The organism is Amycolatopsis heterodermiae (assembly GCF_034929455.1).
In the GTDB taxonomy this organism is placed as follows: domain Bacteria; phylum Actinomycetota; class Actinomycetes; order Mycobacteriales; family Pseudonocardiaceae; genus Amycolatopsis; species Amycolatopsis heterodermiae.
Map to the genome: position 1 here is coordinate 60559 of NZ_JAYFSI010000006.1, position 17798 is coordinate 78356.

The following is a 17798-nucleotide window of genomic DNA, read 5'->3' on the forward strand; positions in this document are numbered from 1 at the left end:
GGCTGGCGTGCGACCGGTCACGGTGCCCGGTGCCGCCAAGGCTGGTCCCGGGGCGAATACGGGGGCCGGGTCGGTCAACGCTGGCCCGCAGTCGGCTGGCGTGGGACCGGTCACGGTGTCTGGTGCAGCCAAGGCGGGTCCGGGATCGCACACGGGAACGGGGTCGGCTACCGCTGGCCCGCAGTCGAACGGCGTGGGACCGGACGCGGTGCCTGGTGCCGCCAAGGCAGGTACCGGGTCCGGGTCGGCCAACGCAGGCCTGCAGTCGGCTGGTGTGGGACCGGCCTCGGTGTCTGGCGCCACCAAGACAGGTCCCGAGTCGAACGTGGATACCGGGTCGACGAAGCCAGGCCCTGGATCGACCGGCTCTGGGCCGGCCACAGCGCTCGGTACCGCCAAGACGGGTCCTGAGTCGAACGCGGGCACCGGGTCGATCAACGCAGGTCCGCGGCCCGGGACCGGGGGCAGCGAGTCCGGTGCCGAAACCGGGCCTTCCGGTCAGAAGGCTGGACCCGTCGCGCCATCCAGGCCGATCAAGACCGACTCGGCGCCCGGCTTTGCCGCACCGGGGAAGGCGGACACCGGCGCCAAGCCGGGCCCCGGGAGGCAGGACGACTCGAGTTCGAAGAAGAACTCTGTACCCCCGAAGGGGCAGGGGTCGGCCGATGCGAAACCAAAGAGCGACACCAGCCACGCGAAACCCAAGCCGGTCCGGACCGAAACCCCGGGGCCGAAGAAGCCCTCCCATCACACGCCCGCCGCCGCTCCGAAAGCGAAGACCACCACCGCACCCAAAGCCGACGGTGGGAAGGCCGACTTCCACCAAGCCCGCCAGGACTTCGCCTTCACCTCCGTCCGCGAGACCGGCATTCTCGGCGACGTCGGCCACCGGAACGACAACAACCAGGACTCGATCGGCGTTGTCGCCACCGTGGCCGCCACTCCGGATGTCGACCTCACCGCCCTTGCCGCCAAGTACGGGCAGGGTTTCGACGGTGACAGCCACCGTGGACGCTTCGGGTTGGTCATCGGGGTCAACGGCCGCGATGCCGCGCAGGTCGACCAAGCCGTGCGGAACTTCCAGAACAGCTGGGACGGGCGGTATCCCGTCGCCGTCGTCGGGTTCACCTGGCGGCATCCGGCCTCCGACGTCAACGACCAGAAGACCATTCCGTACGGCGCCATCCGCGAAAGCATCGTCCGGCATCCCGTCACCACCGAACTCACCAGCCGGATCACCGGGGACGTCTACCTCCACATCGGTGACGCCGACGTCGACAGCTTCACCACCGACCGCGGCCCGCTCTTCGACGCCGTCGATGCCTCCGTCAAGGACAACCCCGACGGGCCGCCCGAGATCCTCAGCGGTGGTTACCGCGTTCGCGACCAGGACGGGCCGCACGCCAACGCCGCCGCCCAGCTCGACCTCGACGTCCGCGACGCCATGGCCGGCGTCGACCCCCGCAGCGTCTACTTCCCCGAGCCCAACACCTTCGTCCGGCTCACCGGACCCAAGCTCGAGAACGACGCCACCTTCGGCACCAAGAACCCCCACACCGGCCGCTTCGACTACGGCGCCAAGGAAGGCCAGGGCCTCCTCGACTCCGTCATCGCGCAGCGCAACGCCGGCTGGAAGTACGGCGAGCACCCTGCCGCCATTGTCAAGTTCGACACCGGCCTCGCGATCCGCACCGACGGCAGCCGCATCGCCGCGAAGGCCGGGCCGGATCCCGCGACGCTCACCCAGAGCCACGCCCACCCGACCACCTGGACCGACCAGGTCACCCACCACCTCGCGACGCACACCGCCGTCGACCCGAACCTCGCGCGCACCGCCGCGAAGATGGCCTTCCACGGCATCACCCCGAACGGCCCCAACCCGCCCAAACTGTCCGGCCCCGACCTGCTCAAGACGCTCCCCAAGGACGAACGCGCCGCCTTCACTGCCGCGGCCAAGGCCGACCCGGACGCCCGCGCGCTCGCCAACCTCGCCGTCAAGACCCGGGACGCGCTGATCGACCACCGGCACCAGAACTCGGCGCAAGCACCACCGAAGGTCCACAACGGACAGTCCACACCGGAAACTACAAAGACCACGGACACCAGTCGCCGCGACACCGCGCCACCCGCGCGGCTGGTCTCCGAACGCTTCGACCCCGCCAAGTCCATCGCGCAGCAGTTCGAGGGTGACGGCCTCAAGGACGGCGAACTCGACGGCGCCATCACCCAGATCCGCTACGACGTCCGCCGGTACCAGACCGAGAGTGGCGACTGGGTCAGGGACTTCACCGTCCCGCTCGACCTGACGTCGAACTCCGGCTCGGTGACACCCGAGGCCCGTGCCCAGCTCGCGCAAGACCTGCAGAAGCACCTCGACGCCACGGTCAACCAGGACAACCACCTGCCCGGCGGCGACAAGCTGCACGTCACGGTCGACGTCAGGACTCCACAGGGGACGGTCGACGAAGACTGGCAGACCGACCACAGCCGCGGTGTCCCGGTCGACGTCCACGACTCCACAGTGGACGGGATCCGGCCGACCGACCAGACCCACTGGGACGTCCACGACGCCAAGACCGGCCTCACCCACGAGGTCATGCACTACCTCGGCCTCGGCGAGGGCTACCACGACGACCACCTGCTCTTCCACCGCGTCGACCAGCCCGGCGTGATGGGCCCGGACGCCTGGACCGACTCGACGCTCACCGACCAGAACCTCGCCCAGATCCAGGAGATCTCGGACACCGCGCCGATCCGGGACCACCACCTCGGCGACCCCGGCGTCGCGCCCACGCCGCGTCCCGAACCCCCGTCGGGACACACACAACCGCCGTCGAGCCACCAAAGCCCGGCCAAGGCGCCCATCACGGTCAACACGGTGACCGTCGAAGACCCGCACCCCGGCCAGGTCCTCGACCGCAGCGTCCTGCCGCCGCCGCAGCACACCCTCCTCGGTGTGCACGGCCTGGATCCGGTGCTCGTCGGCGGGGACACGCCGCACGACAACTTCCGTGAGGCCGTCGCCGCCAGCCTCGACGACAACGCGCCCCGGGAGCACGCCCGCATCACCGGCGCGCTCGACGCGAACCAGCACGAGACGAACCTCGACGCGCTCGCCGAGGCCGCCAACGTCCACGTGCACGTCCTGGACACCCGGGGAAACTGGACCAGCCACGGCCCGGAGACCGGCCGTCCGGTCCACATCGTCCAGACCGAAGTCGACGGTAAACCGACCTACCTGGGTACAAAAGAGAACGTCCACATCGGACGTCCACAAGTGAGTTACCCCGGCTCCACGGTCCTGCGCACCGAAGAGGGGCGCAAGGTTGTCCACCGCGGCGAGTTCGAGATCGAGACGGTCAAGGGGCAGCACCACGTCCGCCTCTACACCGCGATCCTGACGCCGGCCGCGCGGGGCTCGGAGTTCAAGGACGTCCACCAGGACGCCGACGGCACCGTCCACCCGTTCAGCGGTGACGGCAAGGAGGGCTCGAAGATCTTCTGGGTCGGCGGCGGACGTCCGCTGCGGGCCCTGCAGTGGACCGCGAAGTACGAGCACGACATCAACCGCAAGCCCGGCATGCAGCCCGTCCTGCGGTCGTTCCTCGTGCCGCTCGACACCTTCACGAAGGTCAGCGAGCAAGCCACCGTCGAGGCGCAGTCGCAGGGCAACAGCCTTTCGATGAACGTCGATCAAAACGGCGACACGAACCAGTTCGGCTTGCGGGGCAAGGATTTCGACGCGCTCCAGCGGCAAGCGCTCAAGGGCTCGCTCGTCACGTACACCCCGGGCGGGCACGACCACCAGATGCCGGACGTTGCGGGCCGGCAGGAGGATCTCGCCGACCTCTACCACCGGCTCGGCATCAGCCCGGACTTCGACTCCGCCGCGCTCGGGCGCGAAAACGACCCGTGGTTCAGCTGGACGCCGGACGGCCGCAAGTACTTCCGCAACGACCCCGCCGCGCTGCGCGGCCTGGCCAAGACGCTCGGAAACCACTACCACACCTGGAAGAACTCGCCGGACCTGTTCTTCGGCCCGGCGGGCGACAGCATTCCCGACGTCGTCACCAAGGAAGCCGCGGACAGCAAGGCGCGCCGCACCGAGGGCATGAACGTCTTCCTCAACACCCATGGCCCCGGCCGCGCGACCGTCGGGCAGCTCTCCGACGGGATCGGCGCCGCGATCGACACCGCCGTCCGGCAGCACGCCCCGGACGGTGTCCCGGTGGGCCCGCAGGAACTGAAGGACACGATCCTCGGCGAGGTCAAGGACAGCCTCAAGCTCCCGAACCAGGTCCTGGCCGAGGCCACGCCGAACGCCCGGCGCGACACCCTCGACAACATCCGTGCCGCGATGACCGCCGACCCGAAGGTCTCGGCAAAGGCCGCGGACGTCGTCACCAAGGCCGTCACCGACCGCCTGACCAGCGAACTCGGTGACACCGGGACGTTCGGGCCGGACGTCGCGAAGATCGTCCACCAGACGGTCCGCGAGCACTTCGACGCGCTCAAGGGCGACCGAGGCACTCAGCTCGACCAGGTTCCGCAGGGCAAACGCGGCTACCTGAGCGGCCGGCGCGCCGAGGCCTTCACCAAGGGGATCGCCGACGACCTCGCCAAGAACCTGAAGAACCTGCTCACCAGGCCGAGTGTCACCATCGCCCCGGACGTCTTCGCCGCGCAGCTCAAGGCCCAGGTCGTCCCGAAGGCGATGCACCCGGTCACCAAGACGTCCCTGGTCGGCCTCGACGCCGACGCCCTGCGCGCCCACTTCCAGGCCAAGCAGAAGGATGTCGCCGACGCCCTGACCAAGGAGCTCGGCCGCAAGAACGCGGGCAAGCTCGCCGACACCGGCTTCCGGAAGACCCTCGTGAACGCGGTCGGCCCGGAGGTCCGCAACCCGGACCTGCTGCGGAACGCCCGGTTCGACCCCGTCACCCACGAAGACGCCGACGCGTTCATGGACCGGCTGCCCGACTTCGCGACCCAGGCGGAGATCGGCTCGGCCATCGCCACCGACGAACGCCGGATCAAGGCCGACTTCGACACCCGCGAAACGGACCTGACCGACGACGGCATCGAGGGCACGCCGTTCGCGAACGAGTTCGGCCGCTGGCAGGCCGAGCACACCCTCGGCTACACCCAGAAGAACGACCCGGCGGTGTTCACCCGGCACCAGGCCGCGGGCCGCGAGCTCACCTCGGCCATCCACGACGAGCTGGCCGCACCGAACCCGGAGTCCGCCAAGAAGATCCTCGACCGCCTGGTGTCCAGTGTGGACGAGCAGACGGCACGCAAGTTCGCCGAAACCGTCAAGCCGCAGGCCGACGGACGCCCGGACCGCGCACCGGGTCAGAGCAAGCCGAACACCTTCGGCGAGCACGCCCAGATGGTGCTCAACCAGTACCTCAAGCTCACCCAGGGCCACCAGGACGCCGGCCGGTTCGTCTCGCGGGACGCGATCGCGAAGGCGATCCTGTTCCACGACGCCGACAAGGTCAACTCCAAGGGCCAGTACGGCGACGCGCAGGTCAGCCACGACCGCGAGCCGGAGCACCGTGGCGCGGTCCGGCAGATGAACCGCCACGAAGGACTCTGGGCGAACAAGCGCGACTTCGAGATCGCCCGCCAGTTCGTCGACTCGGACCCGTTCGGCTTCTACTTCCGCGACATGGGCGTGTCCGCAAAGGACGTTCACGCGTTTGTGAAGGACCTTGCCCACAAGGCGAAGACGCCGGACGGCCGCACGCCGAGCGCATCCGACGTGCGGGACCTGTTCCGTGAGTTCCACCAGTACTACCAAGCGGATTTCTCGTCCTACAGCCCGCAGGCGAAGTTCGTCAACGACACCACCGGCGAGGTCCAGGACGGTTACGACAAGCTGACCGGTCTGGCCGTCGAAAACGGCGACCACGTGAAGGTGCCGGGTGAGCACCGGTTCGCCTACTCGAACGAGCCCCGCGACGGCGGGAAGACGCCGTACGAGCAGAAGTACCAGGAACTCGCGAAGCTCTTCGACGACGCCGTGCACGACGGGACCGTGCTGGTCGGGGACAACGACCCCGATCCGGGCGTCGACCAGGACTCGGCCCACGGCGTCCGCGCCGTCCACGAGACGAACCCGCAGGCCAAGCCGACCGTCCTGGCCCGGGTCAAGCCCCGCGAGTTCACCGCCGACGAGACCCGTGCAATCGACGACGCCCTGAAGCACTACGCCCCGATCCTCGGCGAGCGCCGCGCGAACTCCAGCCGCGCGCACGCCGAGCAGGAGGTCAAGCACTTCGCCGCGGTGTCGTTCGGCGTCGAACGCGGCCAGATCGCGCCGACCGCCCGCGCGGAGTACCTCGCCTCGCACGAGACCGTGAACCTCTACGCGATGGGCGTGATCAACAAGGAGTTCGGCGGCGGCCACCGCGGCATCGAGGGCACCGTCACCCACGAACTCGCCCACGGCCTGCTCTCCTACGCCCTTGACGACTACGGAAAGCACGTCGGCAGCTGGAACCCCGACGGCTCGCCGCACCGCAAGCCCGGCGGCGAACCGCCGGCCGACCCGAAGATCCGCGACGACGTCGCCGACTTCAAGGCCGCCCTCAAGTCCCACCTGCTGGACCCGGACGGATTCGCGACGCGCTCGCCGCGCCGTTCCGAGTTCGTGACGCAGCTGGCCCAGGACAACCCGGACGTCTTCACCCGGCTCGAGAACGAACTGTCCGGTAAGGCCGCCGAGCGGATCTTCAAGGCGCTGAAGGACAACCAGGCCGCGTTCAACGTCCACACCGGACACTGGGACGCCGACGGCTACCCGGCGTTCGACGGTGAACGCCCGATCAGCAAGTACGGCGCGACCAACGTCCACGAGGACATGGCCGAGACCGCCAAGTACTACTTCATGGACCCGGACCACCTGCGTCAGCACGCACCGCACCGCGCCGAGTTCTTCGACCGGCTCATCGCCGGCTGGAACCCGGGCCACCGCGACGACGTCCTGGTCGACGACGCTCCCGACACGCGGCCGCTGCGGGCCCGGTTGCCGGAGTACGCCCGCGACGGCCGTGCGCTCGGCGCTCTGGCCCCGGTCGACGTCCGGGGGGCCGAGGAGGTCGGCACGCGGATCGAGCAGCTGCTGCGCCCGCTGGCCGACGGTCGTCCCGAGGGCGTCGACGCCATCACCGCATCCCTGAAGGGCGGCGGTTTCGAGTCGTTCCTCGGCTCGGGCAAGGCGTCGATGGTACGGGTGGGGGAGAAGTGGTTCGAGGTCCGCGTCCAGGCCGAACCGAACCTGGCCTCGGTCGCCGCGGACCAGATCACCGACGCCGCACCGGCCAGCGGCGACGTCACGAACAAGAACGAGACCACGCACGGCGACCCGAACGCCGACACCACGACCGGCAGCATTGCGACGTCCGCGTTCTGGCTGTTCCCGGCCGGGCCCTACGCCTCGGTCGGCGTGTCGGCGCAGCTCGCGTCGCCCGCGATCGAGCACACCTCGACGAACACCGGCACCGAGCAGCGCGTGATCCGTTCGGCCGGTGACCTGCGCAACGCCGACGTCCCGGTGAAGTACCGGATCACCGTCACCACCCAGACCGGCGGGCAGACCGGGTCCGAAGTGGACGGCAGCGTCCGGCTCCTCGTGCCGACCGACCTCGCCGGGCTGGAACCGCACGAGACCCAGGATGCGACCCCGCGGGACGACTGGGCCGAGCGGGTCGAGTTCCTTGCGCCGGAGGCCGTGCTTCTTGACGAGCAAGTGTTCTTCGACCAGGTCAGCGGCAAGCTGCACCCGTCGGTGACGAAGTTCGGCGCGCCGGGCCGCACGGCGCTGCGCGAGTTCGTCAGCGGCGGTGGGCTGCGGCAGGTCATCGGCACCGCGCTTTCCGGCACGCCCGTGGTGTCGAACGACCTGTTCAGCCCGCACGGCAGCTACCGCGAGGCCGTCGAGCTGCGGGCGAAGCCGACCAACGTCGAGCTGCTCGGCACCGTGCCCGGCGACTCCGAGGTGAAGCTCACGGACTCCTCCGTCGCCGGTGGGAGCACGTCGGCCGCGTCCAAGTCCGGCGGCGACATCAACGGGCTCTTCGGCGGTGGCGCCTACGTCCCCGGGGCCGTCGGCGGGGTCGCGGGCGTCAGCGCGAGCGCGTCGGCCAAGGTCACGCAGACGTCGCAGAGCGGCACGAGCGTCACCACCAAGACCAACCTGAACGCCAAGGGTGACATCGGGTTGTACAAGGTGACCGTCGATCTCGCGGTGACGACGTCGAGCGGGGAGACCGTCACCGTGCCGGCCACCGCGTATGTCCGCATGGGACTGCCGGAGGCGAAGGCGCAGGGTCTCCCGGTGCCGGACGGGACCCGCGACAAGGTCACGCCGGGGGAGAAGCGGTTCGAGCCGCCGTACCTCGCCGCGGCCGCGGCGGCCGGGCACGTCCGCGCGGGCACCTTCACCCCCGCGGCGAAGGTCCAGGCCCAGATCGAGAACACGCTGCGCGAACGCCCCGGATTCGCGAAGTTCCTGCCCCGCTTCGACAAGTTCCAGCGTGACGTCTCGAAGGGCTCCGGCGCCGACACCGCCGAACGGCTGAGCAACCTCCGGAAGATCACCGCCACCTTCTCACCGGCCGCCCTGCGGTCCAAGATGGACGATCTGCTCGGGCCGGGCGTTTCGACGCAGCTCAAGCGGCGCGGCCTGTTCACCGACGAGTACCTGAGCGTCACGGTCAAGGCGAAGCTGTCCCCGGGCCGCCACCTCGGCCAGGCCACCGGCCGCTCGGTCAAGGGCAGCACCGTGACGTCACCCACGCTGACCAGCAGCACGACCACGGAGAAGGGCTGGAGCGTCGGCCTCGAGGGCCGGATGATGATCCCGAAGACGACGTCGCTGACGTCGCTCGGCATCAGCCCGACCGTCACGCCGGTGCAGTACTCCGACACCACGACCTGGAAGAACTCCGGCGGCCCGACCACCACCACGACCACCGGCATCGGCGGCAGCCCCGACGCGCAGGTGTTCGAGCACGACGTCGAGTTCGAGGTCGAGATCACCAGCCACACCCGCCACCGCTCGTGGGTGAAGAAGCTGACGCCGGGCTCACCGTTCCGCCAGACGCCGCGAGTGTCCACAGTGGCCAAGACCGGCGACGGCCTGCCCACGATCTCCGGTCAGGTCGACCTCTGGGTCAGCGACGGCTCGGCGCCGAAGACCGACCCGGCGCGGTTCGCCCCCGGCAAGCCTTCCGCCGTCGACCTGGACACCGCGCCCAAACTGGACGCGCTGCTCGGGGCCGACCGGCCGCCCGCGCCGAAGTTCCTGCACGTCGAAGCCGTCGCGAACACCGAAGCCCTGCGCGACGAGGCGCTGCGGCAGCTCGAACGCGCCGCGGGCGGGGACGGCGTGCTCGGCCTGCCCGGCGGCGAGGCGCGGAAGCGGATCGACCGGATGTTCTCGCCCCAGACGTTCCGCTCCGGGCTGCCGCGCTTCCTGCGGCAAGGCGCGCGCTCGGGTGGGTTCCGCTACGAACGCCGTGTCGCGGACCGCGTCGGCGGTCTCGGCATGAACGTCGGGCTGAGCAACCCGAAGCTCGTCATGACGTCCGAGGCGGGCGGCAGTGACACGACGTTCGCGGGCGGCACCAAGGCGGGGTACGAGAAGTCGCGCAAGCAGGCGGTCGAGGGCAACGTCCAGTTCGGCATGACCGTGCGTCCCGACGGGGGTGACCCGCACGGCCAGGGCCAGCTGTACACCTCGGCGAAGTGGAGCCCGTGGAGCCGTACGAAGGGCACGTCGTCGGAGCTGAGCGCGAGTGTCGACCACGTCCGCCGCGCGCCGTCGGACAGCCGGACGGTGCTGGTGCAGTACGACGCCGACGTGCGGCTCGTCGCCGAGACGCGCCAGGAGAGCGTCGTCAACGGCGGCAAGTCGCGTGCCGGCGCCGACGTGAAGCTGCCGGGGGCGGTGTTCGTCCGGATGTCCGAGGACCAGGCCCGCGAACAGGGCCTGCTCCCGCCGCTCGAGCCGCGCACTCCGGCGCCCGGCACGCTCACCGCGCCCGCGCTGGTCGGTGGCACGTCGAGCGCGCTGGGGGCGGCTGTCGTCGAGGACGCTCCGGACCTCAGCGGACTCATCCGGAACGCGCGCGCGACGCTCGGCAAGACCGGCGACCGGCTGCTGCCGAAGTCCGTTTTGGACGATTCGATGAACAATCTGCAGCGGATGCTGGACACGGCGTCACCGGAGAGCGTCACGTCCCTTGTGGATGGTGCGCTCGACGGCGGCGTGCCCTTGGTCCTGCACGACCCGGGTGTCGTCACCACCGACACGTATCAGGTGCAGCTCAAGGCGAAGATCACCGAGACCGAGTTCCTGGACGTCGCGCACGACGGCTCCGAGATCGACCACGCCACCAGCTCGACCGCGACGGCCAAGGAGACCGCGGGCCACGGTTCGTCCTACGGCGGCCAGGTCCGCGGCGCCGGGCGTGGTCTCTTCAGCGACAGCCACGCCAAGGTCAGTGGTTACGACGGTGTCTACAAGGGAGTGTCCGGGACCCGCACGAAGACCGACCAGACCACGGCCGCCGGCACCAAGACCACCTCGAAGACGGCGTCCTCGAGCGGCCCCTCGGCGCGGTACCGCGCGAAGGTGGAGTTCGAACTGGTCGTCACCCGCGGGGACAAGACGTTCCCGGTCACGTCGCAGGAGGCCGACCTGGTCGTGCGCACCGCCGCCGACGATCAGAAGATCACCACGGGGTCCGCGCTGAAGGACCACAACGCGGCGGCGACGAACGTCAAGGCATTCACCGACGCCGACCTGAAGACCTGGCAGGACGGCGGGCACGGCGCGCTCCCGCCGTCGGCGACCACCGAGGGCCTGCGCGGCGCGGCCGAGGTGCGCGCGGCGGCCCGGCAGGCGCTGCGGACCGCCGGGGCGCGCGACGGCCTGATCAGCAACACGACGCTGGCGTCGGCGGTCACCAACGAGCTGCTCCAGGCGAGCCTGCCAGACCTGGTCAAGGGGCCACTGAACGTCCCTGACCTGCACGAAGCCGCGGTGCTGCGCAACGGCCACGGCACGGTCAAGGTGTACGCGCGGGTCGTCAACCCGAAGCTCGCCGGGCTGAGCGACAGCGTCAAACTGGAGCACTCGGCGACCGAGACGGCGACCTTCACCGGCGAGGCCAAGGCCACGTCGAGTTCCGAGCAGCAGCACAACCTCGGCGGTGGCGGGGTGACCGACCCCGGGCAGAACGCGCACTCGTGGGGCGGCCTCGACACCCGCTCGCCCGACCCGAGCACCGACCCGACGTCGTCGACGTCGGCCGGCGACCGGTCGGTGACCGGCAAGCCGAAGGGCCGCACCGGGCTGGTCGGCTTCGACGTCGAGTACCGCGTGGTCGCCGACCTCGGCGGCGGGCGGACCGCGGCGGTCGAGGTGAAGGTGCCGTCGTCGGCGCTGGTGCGGATGACCGACGCCGACGTCGAGGCGTTCCTGAAGACGAAGCTGCCGGACACGCTGACCCAGGCCCAGGACGCGGTGAAGGACGCCGCCGAGGCGTGGCGCACCGCCGAGGAGGCCGTCGACCAGGCGCAACGTGATGCCGACGATCGGTGGCTGGACCAGCGCGAAGGCTCGCATCAGCTGACCGAAGGCGGTCCGGCGCTCGGCGTCGACACGTCGGGCGACGCCGTGCAGGCGCTGCGGGACGCGCTGGCCTCGGCGGAGGCCGACGCCCGCGACGCCGGGGCGCGGCTGCGTGCGGGCAACGCCGAGATCTCGCGCCTGAACGACGTCGCCGACCAGGCCCTCACCCTGGCCGCGGCCGCCGAACCCGGCTCGGCCGAGCAGCAGGGGTTCCTCGCGACGCGGGGTTCGGCGCTGGAGCAGGCCGCCGCGATCCGCGCGGCGCAGCCGGAGCTGACCCGGGCACGTGGCGCCGCGCAGGACCGCGCCGAGCGTCTCGCCGCGGTGCTCGACGACCACCGCAACAACCGCGCCGATCAGATCTCCCGTCGTAAAGCCGCTCTTGACGAGGTCGCTGTCGCTCGCCGCCAGGCCGATGATGCCCGGCAAGCGTGGTGGGACGCCAAGGCGGAGCTGGACCGTCGGGTCGACGCGTTCGATCCGTCCACTGTGGACGCCGTGCTGGCGCAGGACACGGTCACCGGCGTCGACACCGGGACCGGCCTGCCGTACGACTTCGACGTCTCCCAGATCGAGGCCCGCCCGGTCACCGACCGGTCCGGCCGGGTCGTCGCGGTGTCGTTCCTGCCCGCCGCCGAGCACACCGCCGACATCGAGCGCGACTGGGCGGACGACCACTCCGATACCGTCGGGTCCCTGCCCGAAGGCGCGACGCCGGAACGGACCACGGCGCTGCTGCGGGACGGCGCGAAACCGGACTTGGACGGCCGCGCGTTCGGCGAGTGGGCTTCGAATAGCCCGGCGCCGTGGGACCCGGGGACGCTGTTCGTCATGGCCCACGGCCGGCCGCAGTCGGTGAAGCTCACGCTGCTGGGCGGGCGCACGGTGCGGGTCGACGGCGCGTCGTTCGCGAAGATCCTCGCGGCGTCGAAGCCGTTCGCGCAGGCGGCCGGGTCGGCGCGGCCGTCGATCACGCTCATCGCGTGCAGCACCGGCAAGCTCGACGGGCCGGGGGGTGTCGCCCACGACTTCCAGCGCGCGTTGTCCGAGCTGGGCGGGCCGCTGCGAGTGCACGCGCCGACCGAGCCCGCGCTGTTCGGCCGTCCGTCGGCGGCCTTGGGGCGGGCGACCGGTGCCACGCGCGGCTTCACCACGGTGACCGACGGCGGGCACTTCGCGACCTTCGGAGAGCGGTTCGCCGGGGAGCCGGCCGACCAACCGGGCACGATCGTCGAATTCGACGCGCTCACGGCGACCCCGCTGCGGGACGCGTCCGGTGAGGTGCGCGGCGTGAGCTTCCTCGAGCCGGACGAGGCGGCGAAGGTGCAGGCCTGGCTGTCGCAGACCACGGGCGAGAACCTCATCGTCGAGGCCGCGCCGGACGAGATGCGCGACTTCGCGTCCGGCGCGCAGCCGTCGTTGCGCGGCCGCGGGCCGGGGGAGGGCGGCGTGCTGGTGCGCGCACCGTGGGCGGAGGAACTGGCGCAGGGCAAGACGTTCCTCGTCACCGGGCACGGCGAGGAGACCCGGGTGAAGGTCTTGGCCCAGGTGGACGGTGTCTCGCGCGCGGTGTTCGTCGACGGTGCCACGCTCGCGCGTCTGGTCACGTCGTCTTTTGTTGCCACGCAACCGGAATCGGTGACGCTGTTCCCGTGCGCGGCGGGCCGCCGTCCGGGGTCGGGCGGGGTCGCGTTCGACTTCCACGCGGCTTCCGGTCTGCCGGTGCACGCGGCGACCGACTCGGTGCTCGCCAACCACCGGGACGACGACGAGCCGTCGGCGCCGCTGTTCGGCGCGACCGACGACGCGTTCACGGCCGTCGTCCGCGGCGGGCACTGGACGACGTTCGGGAAGCCCGCCGACACCGGCGCGGTCGTCGCGGAACTGGCCGAGGCCCTGGCCAAGGACTGGCAGTACGCGCGGCCGGAGGCCGCCACGGGGCTGGTGCCGCTGGCCGATCGTGCCCGGACGCTCGAGGTGGTGCGCGAGGCTGTCGCGACGAGGCTGGCTCTGCGTGATCCTGCTCCGGTGCTGGCGCAGCACGAGCACCCGGATCTCGTCCGTGCGGTCGTCGACCGGCATCTTGGGCACCGGGACGCGGATCTGGCCGCCGGGGCCCGTGAACTCGCGGAGGCGGTGCTCGTCGCCGACACCGGCGACGGTCCGCTGCCGGCCATCAGCCTTTCGGGGTCCGGGGCCGGTGCCGTCGCGAAGGCGCTGGCCGGGCATCTGGGTGCGGCGCTCGCGCACGACGTCCTGGCGCGTGTCCCGGTGAAGATCCGGGGCGGCGACAGCGGGCACGTCGAGATCTCGTTCGCCTCGACGCGGCTGCGGATCGACCCCGCGGTCGCCGAGATCGTCGGACGGCTTCGTACGGGGCTGCCGGTGGTGCGTTTGGACAGTGTTGCGGACTCCGTGGAGTCGCACGAGAACCCCGGTCTACTGTGGACCTCGGTGTTGGCGCAGGTCGCGACGTTCACCGGGGTCACGCACGTCGTCGACCGGCGGTTCGATGCGGTGACGGGCAAGTGGCGGCCGGTCGGTCCGTCCATTCGGGACTTCTTCCCGAGCGCGGGCAAGGGTGACTGGCGGGACGGTCTGGTCTATCGGCCGTTGGTGGCCGTTCCTTCTGGCGACACGGCCCGTTCGCTCGCGGAGTCCATTGTGGAGCGTCTTGGCGACGGGTTGCCGGTGCCGGTCGTGCCCGAGGCTCTTGCGGGTGAGGTCCAAGCCGAACTCCTTGCGTTGACTCCGCCGGGTGCGGCTCCTTTTGTGGTCGACGGGTCGTCGAGTCCGGCCGACGCCGCGGCCGCGGTTGGGCTGGCGGAGGAGTTCGCTCTGCTGCAGCTGCACGGCGTCACGGACACCGTCGCCGGCCGGGACGACGTCCTGGAGATCGCGGCCCGGGTGGCCGACGGACAGGACGTCGGCGCGGCTGCCGACGCCATCGACGCCCTGACCAGGCACGATGCGCTGCGACCGGGTCTGGTCGCGGTCGCGATGGACGCGGTGCTGGCCGGTCCGGACGTCGAGGCGCGGGCCGGCGAGGTCGCCGCGGTGCTCCGGGAGCTGTCCGATGTGGACCTGCCGCCGGCGGTCATGCGCGAGGCGGTGCGTGGCGCGGCAGGCGATCCCGAGCCCACGCGACGGGCGCTGTGGCTGATGCGGCGGTTCCGCGTCACGAACCTGGCGTGGCTCTACCGGTGGCGGATCGCGGAGGGCGTGCGACGCTATCAGGAGCAGGAGAAGGCCGCGTCGGAACGATCGGCCCGGCTGACGGCCGCGGTGGGAGGGGTGCGTGATGACGGCTGAGAAGTGGGTGTTGCTGGTGGACCCGGCCCGGCAGCCGGGGCCGTCGGCGCCCGACCGGACCCACGTGGTCGGCGGCTGGCTCGCCCTGGAGGACGGCTCGATCGGCGCGTTCGAGCCGAACCCGGAGTACGAGCCATCGAGCCCGGACAGCCCGGCGGACCCCCTGGACGCGGTCCTGCGGCTGCTGGCCACGGGCGACGCGGAGTTCGACCAGGTGGCAGCGGTGTTCCGCCAGGCCACCACAGCGGTGGCCCTGGACGCGACGGGCTCCCCCTTGACGGCACCATCCCCGGACGGGGTCCTGTGCCTGCTGGTGGCAACGGCCCCGGCCCACCGCGGCCGGGTCCGCACGGCGGGCTGGCGAGCAGTCGGAGCCGGGGAGCTGGCGGCGCTGCTGGCGGCCAACCCGGGCACGGACCTGCTGCTGAACCCAGGCGCGGCGGGGTGCACCCGCCTGCCCGCGGAGACGGTCCGGGAGCTGGCGAGCACCTGAAAGCCGTGAAGGCCACATTGAGGGACTCAGAGTCCCTCAATGTGGCCTTCACGGACCGCGGACGCGCGGTTCAGCGCCGAGGGGCGTCGGCGGTGCGCGTCGGCAGGCACCAGTGCGTGCCGGTCGTCCAGCCGAGGAACCGCCGTCCCGCACCGTCGGCCGTGGTGCCGGACCCGGTGAACCGTCCATCCGCCACGACCTGCGCGAGACCCGCCACCGCCGGGCCGAAGCGGTCCTCCAGGCCCGCTCGCGCCACCTGCTCGCCGAGCCGGTCCACCGCCGCGCGCTGGGCTGGCACGTCGCAGAAGCTCAGGAAGAACACTGCCTGCCGCCAGGCGTAGGCCGCGTTCTTCACCGTCTGGAAGGCTGCGTGGCGGTTGTCGGTTCGCTGGGACAGGCGGCGGATCACCCAGGCGAACGCCTCACCGGCCAGTTCGGGGGCCAGCTCCCGGAGCCGGGCGTGCAGCCCCAGCGTCTCCACCAGGACCGCGAGGTTCTGCGTCGTGAGGATCTGGCTCTGCTCCAGGACCGTGCCGTTCTCCGCCACCCAGCCGAGCCCGCCGCGCGGCCGTTCCGCGACCGCGCGCGCCCGGCACACCGCCGCGAAGTCGTCCGCGGTCCGCCGGCCTCGGGCCCAGCGCGGGCGGCGTGCCGGCTCGGTCCACGACGGCAGGTCGTAGTAGCGCGCGTACAGCGTTCCCGCCATGACGCGGCTCGTGAGTTCCGCCGCCGTGTGCCACTTCGCCGTGAACGTGCCCGTGAAGATGTCGGCCGCGACCTCCTCGACCAGCGGCATCGGCAGCCCGGCCTGCTTCGCGAGTGCGCCCAGCTCGCGGACCAGGGTGTTCGGCAGGATCGCCTGCGGGAACGAGCCGAGCGCCAGCAGCACCGTCTGCGTCAGCGTGTGGCGCGCCGCGCGGTTCGTGTCCGGGCGGTGCTCACGCAGCGGTTCGAGCGCGCCGATCCACGGCAGCTCCTCGATGCGGACCTGGTGCTCCAGGTCGAGCAGCAGCAACCCGCGGCGACGCCGGAACGCCGCGTACGCCTGCGCGTACAGCGCCGCGAGCCGGTCGTCTTCGAGGTTCGCCGCCAGCAGCTGCGCGGTGATCTGCGGCAGGACCGTCGCGAGCACGTCGCCCGAGGTGATGACCTCGCGCGCGACCAGCTCCTCGATCGGCGCCTCCAACGCCCGGGTGACCTTCGCGACCAGGTGCGGCGGCGCGTCTTCGACGACCGGTTCGAGCTGCGGGAGCCCGCCCTCGGCCGGATAGCGGTCCAGCCGCTCGGCCAGCACGGCCGCCAGTTCGGGGTACGTCGGCCGCGCTGCGACCGAGGCCTGCACCGCACGCAACGCCGCGCGCGCCTCCGACCCCGGCGCACCGTGCTTGGTGACGGTGTTCGCCAGGGCGCGCCGGATCCAGCCGACGTCGCGGCCGGTCAGCGCCGTGCTGTCGTGTTCGCACGCCAGCAGCGCGTGGTGCAGCCGCGCGAAGTTGCTCTTCGGGTGCGTGTGGGCGGTGGACGCGGTGTGTCGCGCGCTCGCGGTCGCGTAGTCGGCCAGCCACCGCGCACGCCGGCCGGCCCAGTCGGCCGGCCACTCACGGCACGGCCAGCCGCCGCTCACCGGGCCGCCCTCGGTCAACCGCGGCAGGTCACCGTCGACGGTGTCGCACCACAGCGCGACCAGGCGGTCGAACAGCGGGTGCCACACCCGCAACGTCTCGAGCATCGCCGCCATCGCGGGCTTCGTGCCGGTCGCGCGCAGGGACGCCTGGACCTCGCCGACCGTGCTCAGCCGCACCAGCGACCCCGCCGGCCGCGGCGTCGCGCCGGGCAGGGGCGCCAGGCGCAGGCGGTGCAGCAGCGGGCGCAGCTCGGCGACCAGGTCCAGCGCGGCCTCGGGGTGGCCGTGGTCCAGCAGCCACGCGACGACCGGCAGTGCGGCGTCCTCCGGGACCTCGATCCGGTAGGACTCGGTGGCCAGCGCCGCGCGCAGCGTGGCGAGGCCGTCGTCGGTGAGGTACCAGAGGTTGAGCCGCTCGCGGTCCGTGGTGCCCGGCCCGTCGGCGGGCAGGGCCGCTTCGGCCGGGTCCAGCGGAACTTCGGCGAGGTAGCGGCCGGTGGCGAACCCGCCGTGCGCGACCTCGAGGGTCACCCACGCCGGGGTACCGGCGACCGGCGTCCGCGAGCCGATGCGCAGCGTGCCGTCGGCCATCCCGGACAGGACCTCCCGCCACCGCCCGGCCTTCGCCTGCGCCCGGGCGCGCGCCGCACCGTCCGTTGTGGACGCCGCGCTGCGCATCGCCCGCTCGAGCTGCCCGTAGGCGTACCCCATCGCCATGTGTC

At 71.7% G+C, this 17798-nt stretch carries 3 protein-coding genes; 2 read left to right on the forward strand and 1 reads right to left on the reverse strand.

Annotated elements, in window-relative coordinates:
- The first annotated feature begins 931 nt into the window (after positions 1-931).
- Together VA596_RS25240 and VA596_RS25245 are read left to right on the forward strand one after the other, a co-directional pair.
- Positions 932-14959, forward strand: coding sequence for a hypothetical protein (locus tag VA596_RS25240; protein ID WP_323330625.1), 14028 nt, complete (start codon positions 932-934; stop codon positions 14957-14959).
- A complete protein-coding gene (locus VA596_RS25245) occupies positions 14949-15452 on the forward strand; it encodes a type VII secretion system-associated protein (RefSeq protein WP_323330626.1) in 504 nt (167 codons plus the stop codon). Before VA596_RS25240 ends, VA596_RS25245 begins: the two co-directional genes overlap by 11 nt.
- Before the next feature lie 70 nt (positions 15453-15522).
- On the opposite strand, the gene VA596_RS25250 is transcribed toward VA596_RS25245, so the two are convergent.
- Complete coding sequence (locus tag VA596_RS25250; RefSeq protein WP_323330627.1) at positions 15523-17793, reverse strand: hypothetical protein; 2271 nt, start codon at positions 17791-17793, stop codon at positions 15523-15525.
- Positions 17794-17798: the final 5 nt, after the last annotated feature.

Excerpts from the sequence above, each read along its gene's own strand:
- VA596_RS25245 (WP_323330626.1), top strand. The coding sequence starts at position 14,949 with ATGACGGCTGAGAAGTGGGTGTTGCTGGTGGACCCGGCCCGGCAGCCG.
- VA596_RS25250 (WP_323330627.1), bottom strand. The coding sequence starts at position 17,793 with ATGGCGATGGGGTACGCCTACGGGCAGCTCGAGCGGGCGATGCGCAGC.